Source organism: Inquilinus sp. (assembly GCF_057815775.1).
The window spans coordinates 1-6,098 of record NZ_JBYRFX010001169.1 but is presented as its reverse complement, the minus strand read 5'-3'; the positions used below and the strand labels follow the sequence as shown (position 1 = coordinate 6,098).

8 protein-coding genes are annotated in these 6,098 nt (G+C 68.7%); 7 read left to right on the top strand and 1 reads right to left on the bottom strand.

Translation table 11 applies throughout. The features are described from left to right. The 7 genes from AC3XYG_RS41315 to AC3XYG_RS41285 form a co-directional block, all read left to right on the top strand. The coding region (locus AC3XYG_RS41315) for a dihydrodipicolinate synthase family protein (protein WP_489145737.1) at positions 1 to 671 on the top strand (671 nt) is incomplete at its 5' end. 6 nt (positions 672 to 677) lie between these two features. Then, complete coding sequence (locus AC3XYG_RS41310) at positions 678 to 809, top strand: hypothetical protein (RefSeq protein ID WP_489145736.1); 132 nt, start codon at positions 678 to 680, stop codon at positions 807 to 809. Further along, the gene (locus tag AC3XYG_RS41305; protein ID WP_489145735.1) at positions 806 to 1,474 is read left to right on the top strand and encodes a GntR family transcriptional regulator; all 669 of its coding nucleotides are present in this window, start codon (positions 806 to 808) and stop codon (positions 1,472 to 1,474) included. The genes AC3XYG_RS41310 and AC3XYG_RS41305 overlap by 4 nt, the downstream gene beginning before the upstream one ends. A 65-nt stretch (positions 1,475 to 1,539) precedes the next feature. Further along, complete coding sequence (locus AC3XYG_RS41300) at positions 1,540 to 2,871, top strand: ABC transporter substrate-binding protein (RefSeq protein ID WP_489145734.1); 1,332 nt, start codon at positions 1,540 to 1,542, stop codon at positions 2,869 to 2,871. A gap of 4 nt (positions 2,872 to 2,875) precedes the next feature. After that, positions 2,876 to 3,808 carry a carbohydrate ABC transporter permease gene (locus AC3XYG_RS41295; protein ID WP_489145733.1) on the top strand — a complete coding sequence of 311 codons (933 nt, stop codon included), beginning with the start codon at positions 2,876 to 2,878 and terminating at the stop codon, positions 3,806 to 3,808. A gap of 14 nt (positions 3,809 to 3,822) precedes the next feature. Next, positions 3,823 to 4,653, top strand: coding sequence for a carbohydrate ABC transporter permease (locus AC3XYG_RS41290; RefSeq protein WP_489145732.1), 831 nt, complete (start codon positions 3,823 to 3,825; stop codon positions 4,651 to 4,653). Positions 4,654 to 4,773: 120 nt separating this feature from the next. Continuing rightward, complete coding sequence (locus AC3XYG_RS41285; RefSeq protein ID WP_489145731.1) at positions 4,774 to 5,190, top strand: hypothetical protein; 417 nt, start codon at positions 4,774 to 4,776, stop codon at positions 5,188 to 5,190. Here the strand turns inward: AC3XYG_RS41285 and AC3XYG_RS41280 are convergent. Next, positions 5,185 to 6,098: SRPBCC family protein (locus AC3XYG_RS41280; protein WP_489145730.1), on the bottom strand; the 914-nt coding region annotated here is incomplete at its 5' end. The genes AC3XYG_RS41285 and AC3XYG_RS41280 overlap by 6 nt on opposite strands.

The window sequence follows — 6,098 nt, the reverse complement described above, 5'->3', positions numbered from 1 at the left end:
CCCATGCCCGCTGGTGTCTGGCGCATGGCTGCCGCACCGTCACCGCCTTCGGCACCACCGGCGAGGGCGCGTCCTTCTCGCTGTCCGACCGCGAGCATCTGTTCGGCGCCTTCGCCGGCGCCGGCATCGAGGGGCGGCAGCTGGTCGGCGGCATCGCCGCCTCCTCGGCCGAGGACGCGGCGGCGCAGGCGCGGATGGCGCTGGAGTTCGGGGCCGATGCCCTGCTGCTGCCGCCGCCCTTCTACTTCAAGGGCGTCAGCGATGACGGGCTGTTCGCCTGGTTCGCCCGGGTGTTCGAGCTGCTGGGCGGTGCCGCCCGCGACGTCATCCTGTATCACATCCCGTCGGTCACCCAGGTGCCGCTGTCGATCGCGCTGATCGGCCGGCTGCGCGCCGCCTTCCCCGAGGTGATCCGTGGCGTCAAGGATTCCTCCGGCGACTGGGCCTATGCCCAGGCCCTGCTGGCGGCCCACAGCGACCTGGCCATCCTGATCGGCGACGAGCGCTGCCTGGCGGCAGGCGTGCGCCTCGGCGGCCAGGGCGCCATCTCCGGCATCGCCAACGCCTATCCCGAGGCGATGCTGCCGATGGTGCAGGACGGCCGAGACGAGGACCGCATCCTGCGGCTGGTCGCGTCGGTGCTGGCCCATCCGGTGATCCCGGCGGTCTAGGCGCTGGTGGCGCATCGCAGCGGCGACCCGGCCTGGTTGGCGGTGCGGTCGCCGCTGGTGGCGCTGTCGCCGGCCGATGCCGCCCGGCTCGGCGCCGTGGCGGACGGGCTGTTCGCCACCGAGGCGGCGGCGGGATGAGCGGGCCGGCGGAGGAGCGCGAGCCGCTGAAGCTGCGCGAGAAAGCGTATGACAGCTTCACCCAGCACCTCCTGGCCAACAGCCTGCATGCCGGGCAGTTCATCTCGCAGCGCGAGCTGGTCGAGCTGACCCAGATGCCGCTCGGCGCGATCCGCGAGCTGGTGCCGCGGCTGGAGGTCGAGGGGCTGATCAAGACCGTGCCGCAGCGCGGCATGCAGATCATGCACATCGACCTGACCATGATCCGCGACGCCTATCAGTTCCGGCTGTTCCTGGAGAAAGAGGCGACCGCCGCCTTCGCCCGCACCGCGCCGGACGCCACGCTGGCGGCGCTGCGGGCGCAGCATGAGGAGATCATCGCCCGGGCCGGGAGCGAGGGCACCACGCCGGCGGTTGTGGATGCCGCCCAGGCCACCGATTGGGGGCTGCACGACACCATCATCGACGCGCTGGGCAACGAGATCATCTCCAAGGCCTATCGTGTCAACTCGATCAAGATCCGGCTGATCCGGCGCGAGCTGGTCGGCATCGCCGGGCTGGTGGTGCCGGTGATGCGCGAGCATCTCGGCATCCTCGACGCCATCGAGACCCGCGACCCGGCCCATGCGGCGGAGACCATCGCCGCCCACATCGCCAATGCCCGCAACCGCGCCTTGGGGCTATAGCGCCACCATCGATCGAAGCAGCCGGGCAGCCAGCCCGGCGCAATCAAAGCAAGGGGAGGATCACCATGACGCGCACACCCACTCTGAACCGCCGCTCACTGCTGGCCGGCACCGCCGTGGCCGCGGGCCTCGTCGCCCTGCCCCGGATCCGTCCGGCCTTCGCCGCGACCGACTGGAAGAAGTATGCCGGCACCCATATCGAGGTGAACCTGATCAAGAGCCCGCGCGGCGACGTGATCCAGCGCCACCTGCAGGAGTTCGTCGACCTGACCGGCATCGATGTCGGGCTGGAGCAGACGCCGGAACAGCAGCAGCGCCAGAAGGCGGTGGTCGAATTCAGCAGCGGCCAGCCCAGCTTCGACGTCGTGCATATGAGCTACCACACCCAGAAGCGGCAGTTCGAGAAGGGCGGCTGGCTGGCCGATCTGCGCCCCTATCTGGCCGATGGCAGCCTGGCCGACCCGGATCTGAGCCTGAACGATTTCTCCGCCGCCGGCCTGACCTTCGCCACCGGCCCGGACGGCGCGATCGGCAGCCTGCCGCTGAGCGTCGACTACTGGATCGTCTATTGGAACAAGGAGCTGTTCGCCGCCAAGGGGCTGAAGTATCCGACCAGCCTGGAGGAGATGGTGACGACGGCGGAGGCGCTGACCGATCCCGCCGCCGGCACCTTCGGCTTCGTCGCCCGCGGCATGAAGAACGCCAATGTTCCGGTCTGGACCGCGCTGATGCTGGGCTATGACGCCACGCCGCTGGACGCCGACCGCAAGCTGGCGACGACCTCGCCCGGCGCGGTCGACGCGGCGAAGCTGTACCAGCGGCTGATGACCAAGGCCGCCCCGCCCGGCGTCGCCGGCTTCAACTGGAACGAATGCCAGTCCGCCTTCCTGCAGGGCAAGGTCGGCATGTGGGTCGACGGCGTCGGCTTCGCCAAGCCGCTGGAGGACCCCAAGCTGTCGCGCGTGGTCGGCAAGGTCGGCTACGGCGTCATGCCGAAGGGGCCCAAGTCTCAGGGCTCCGCCACCTTCGGCGACGGCATCGGCGTGGCCGCGCAGAGCGCGAACAAGGAAGCCGCCTTCCTGTTCTGCCAATGGGCGGTGTCCCGCACCGTGCAGGCCGACCTGCTGCAGACCGGCTCCGGCGTGCCGTTCCGCGGCTCGGTCCTCGATTCCGCCGAGGTGCGCAAGGGCGTCACCCTGCCGGCGGAGTGGATCGACACCGTCTCGGGCTCGGCCAAGGTCAGCCGGCTCGGCCTGCCGGTGATCGTGCCGGTCAACGAGTTCCGCGACATGTTCGGCATCGCCCTGACCAACATCATCGGCGGCGCCGACCCAGCGGCGGAGCTGGCCAAGGCGACCGACCAGTTCCAGCCGATCCTGGCGAAGAGCGAGGCCTGAGATCGTGACGGCCGTGGACGCCGGCAACGGCCAGCGGCGGCGGGTGCGGGCGCGACGGAGCAATACCGTCGCGCCGACCCTGCGCAGCTACCTGCCGTTCATCCTGCCGGCGGTGGTCGTCGTCGGCGCGGTGATCGTCTTCCCCTGGGCCTTCACCGGCTGGGTCAGCCTGCATGACTGGCAGGCCACCGGCGCCGGCGGCTTCATCGGCCTCGACAACTACACCAGGCTGTTCGCCGACGCCCGCTTCGGCGACGCCGTGTGGCACACGCTGCTGTACACCGCGCTGTCGGTGCTGCTGCCGCTGGTCCTGGGGCTGGTGGCGGCGCTGGTGTTCAACGAACGCTTCCCGCTGCGCGGCCTGGCGCGGGGCATCGTCATCCTGCCGATGATGGCGACGCCGGTCGCCATCGCCCTGGTCTGGACCATGATGTTCAACCCGCAGCTCGGCGTGCTGAACTACCTGCTCAGCGTCGTCGGGCTGCCGCCCTCGCTCTGGGTCTTCGACCAGGGATCGGTGATCCCGGCGCTGGTCCTAGTCGAGACCTGGCAGTGGACGCCGCTGGTGATGCTGATCGTGCTGGGCGGCCTGTCCGCCCTGCCGACCGAGCCCTATGAGAGCGCCCAGATCGATGGCGCCAGCTGGCTGCAGCAGTTCCGCTACCTGACCCTGCCGATGATCTCGCCCTTCCTGATGGTGGCGGCGATCATCCGCACCATCGATGCGCTGAAAAGCTTCGACATCATCTACGCCATCACCCAGGGCGGGCCGGGCACGGCGTCGGAGACGATCAACATCTACCTCTACACCCAGGCCTTCACCTTCTACGACATCGGTTACGGCTCGGCGATCGCGGTGGTGTTCTTCGTCCTGGTCGTCGCCCTGTCGCTGGCCCTGCTGTGGCTGCGCCAGCGCGCCAAGCTGGCCGCGGCGTGAGGAGACGGACGACCATGCCCCGCCCCCTCGCCAAGCTGCTGCGCCGCGCCGCCCTCTGGTTCGCGGTGCTGGTGATCGCCTCGCCCGCACTGCTGTTCTTCGTCTGGATGCTGTCGCTGTCGCTGAAGCCCGAGATCGACAACATCAGCTATCCCCCGGTGCTGATCCCGACCACCTTCGCCTGGAGCAACTACGTCAAGGTGTTCTCGGAGAACTCCTTCGGCCGTTACTTTCTCAACAGCCTGATCGTCACCGGCAGCGCCACGCTGATCGCGCTCGCGGTCGGCGCGCCGGCCGCCTACGGCATCGCCCGGGCCAAGGCGACAAGGCTGGCCGTGGTGGTGCTGATCGCGCGGATGACGCCGGGCCTGAGCTACCTGATCCCGCTGTTCCTGCTGTTCCGCTGGCTCGGCCTGATGGGCACGCTGTGGCCGCAGATCATCACCCATCTGGTCGTGACCATCCCAATCGTGATCTGGGTGCTGATCAGCTATTTCGAGGCCCTGCCGATCGAGCTGGAGGAGGCCGGGCGGATCGACGGCGCCAATCGCTGGCAGGTGTTCCGCCACGTGGTGCTGCCGCTGACCCGGCCGGGCCTGACCGTGGCGATGCTGCTGGCCTTCATCTTCTCCTGGAACAACTTCGTCTTCGGCATCGTGCTGGCCGGCCGCACCACCCGCACCCTGCCGGTCGCGGTCTACAACTCGCTGACCTTCGAGCAGGTCAGTTGGGGGCCGCTGTCCGCCGCGGCGCTGGTGGTGATCGTGCCGGTGCTGGTGCTGACCATCGTCGCCCAGAAGCAGATCGTCGCCGGCCTGACCTCGGGGGCCGTCAAGGGCGGGTGAGCGGGGCCGCAACCCAAAGCGCTCATGCAACCCAATTGGATCATTGCAAATTGCATAAAATGCCGTAGTTTGTAGGTATATAGTCATCCCTATTGGCACCTGCAGGACCCGAGGTGTGTCATGTCCTTCAACCAATTCATCGACTATCCGGATTTTCCGTCGGCCGCGCCTGAGACCGGAATCCTGACCACCCCGGTCGGGCGCCAGGAAGAGCTGTACTCCCTGCAGCAGGCCGCCTCCGAGATTCTGTTCAAGCTCCGGCAGGTCCGCGAGACCTGGCCCGACACCGACGTGCCGCCAACCCACGAACGCCGGGTGCTGCAGCAGATCCTGGTCTGCCTGATGATCAGCCGCGATCCCTCCGCTGGCGACGAGTTCGACCGGATCGCCGCCGCCGGCCAGCAGCTGTCGCTGCTGATCGACCGGCCGAACGCGACGTTCGAGGCCGATGCGACCGACGATGCCGACTATGATCTGGTCGATTTCGACGCCGATCTCGACGATGCGGAATGGCTGGTGGAGCGGCACGGCCTATAGGCTGGCCGCAGCCTCCGACCGCTCCTTGATGACGCCCAGCACGATGCCGTGGAAGTCGTTGAGGAAGATGTCGCCCCACCAGGCGCAATAGGCGTTGATCGGGGTGGCGATCCAGTAGTCGGTCTGCAGCGTCAGGCGCGTGCGGCCGCCCGGCAGCGGGTCGAGCGTGTAGTGCCCGCCGGTCAGCTTGAGATAGGGGCTGTTGACCCGGATGTGGCCTTCGACCGCGGCCGGGATCGAATCCGGGTCGAAATGGAAGGTCCAGGCCAGCGACCGGTCCAGGTCCCAGGACGTGATCCATTCCTGGAAATGGATGCCGCCGCCCCAGCGCAGCTGGCGCACGGCGCCAACACCCTGCCCCTCCAGCCGGGCATCCTCGGGCCGCGGCACGCCGACGATGGCATGGCTGAAGGTCCAGCCCAGCTCTTCAGGCTTGATATCGGGAATGGCGACAGTGTTGCGCCACACCACCTCGGGCGGCGCCGCGATCTCGATCACCGTCGTCACCGATCCGGTTTGCTCGGGATAGGCCGTCCCGGCCTCCAGCGGCATGCCGAACACCGGGGCCAGCACCAGGACCAGGGCCACGGCCCGCCCGCGGGTCCGGCGCAGCAGCAGCCCGGTGACCAGCGCCCCGACGATCGACGCCAGGTAGAACAGCGGCGCGGCCATGATGACGCAGATGCCGCCCTCCTGCAGCAGCAGCACGGCGGCGAACAGGAAGGCTGACGTGACGTAGAAGCCGATCAGCGCATGGCGGCCGCCGCGCTGCCGGCCCTCGGGATCGGCGATCATCACGGCCACGCTGGCCGCCGCCGCCGGTACGCCGAACAGGAAGGCGATCAGCACCATCACCCGCCCGGTGCCATCGCCGGCGGAGTTCCAGTCGACCAGTTCCGCCAGCAGGT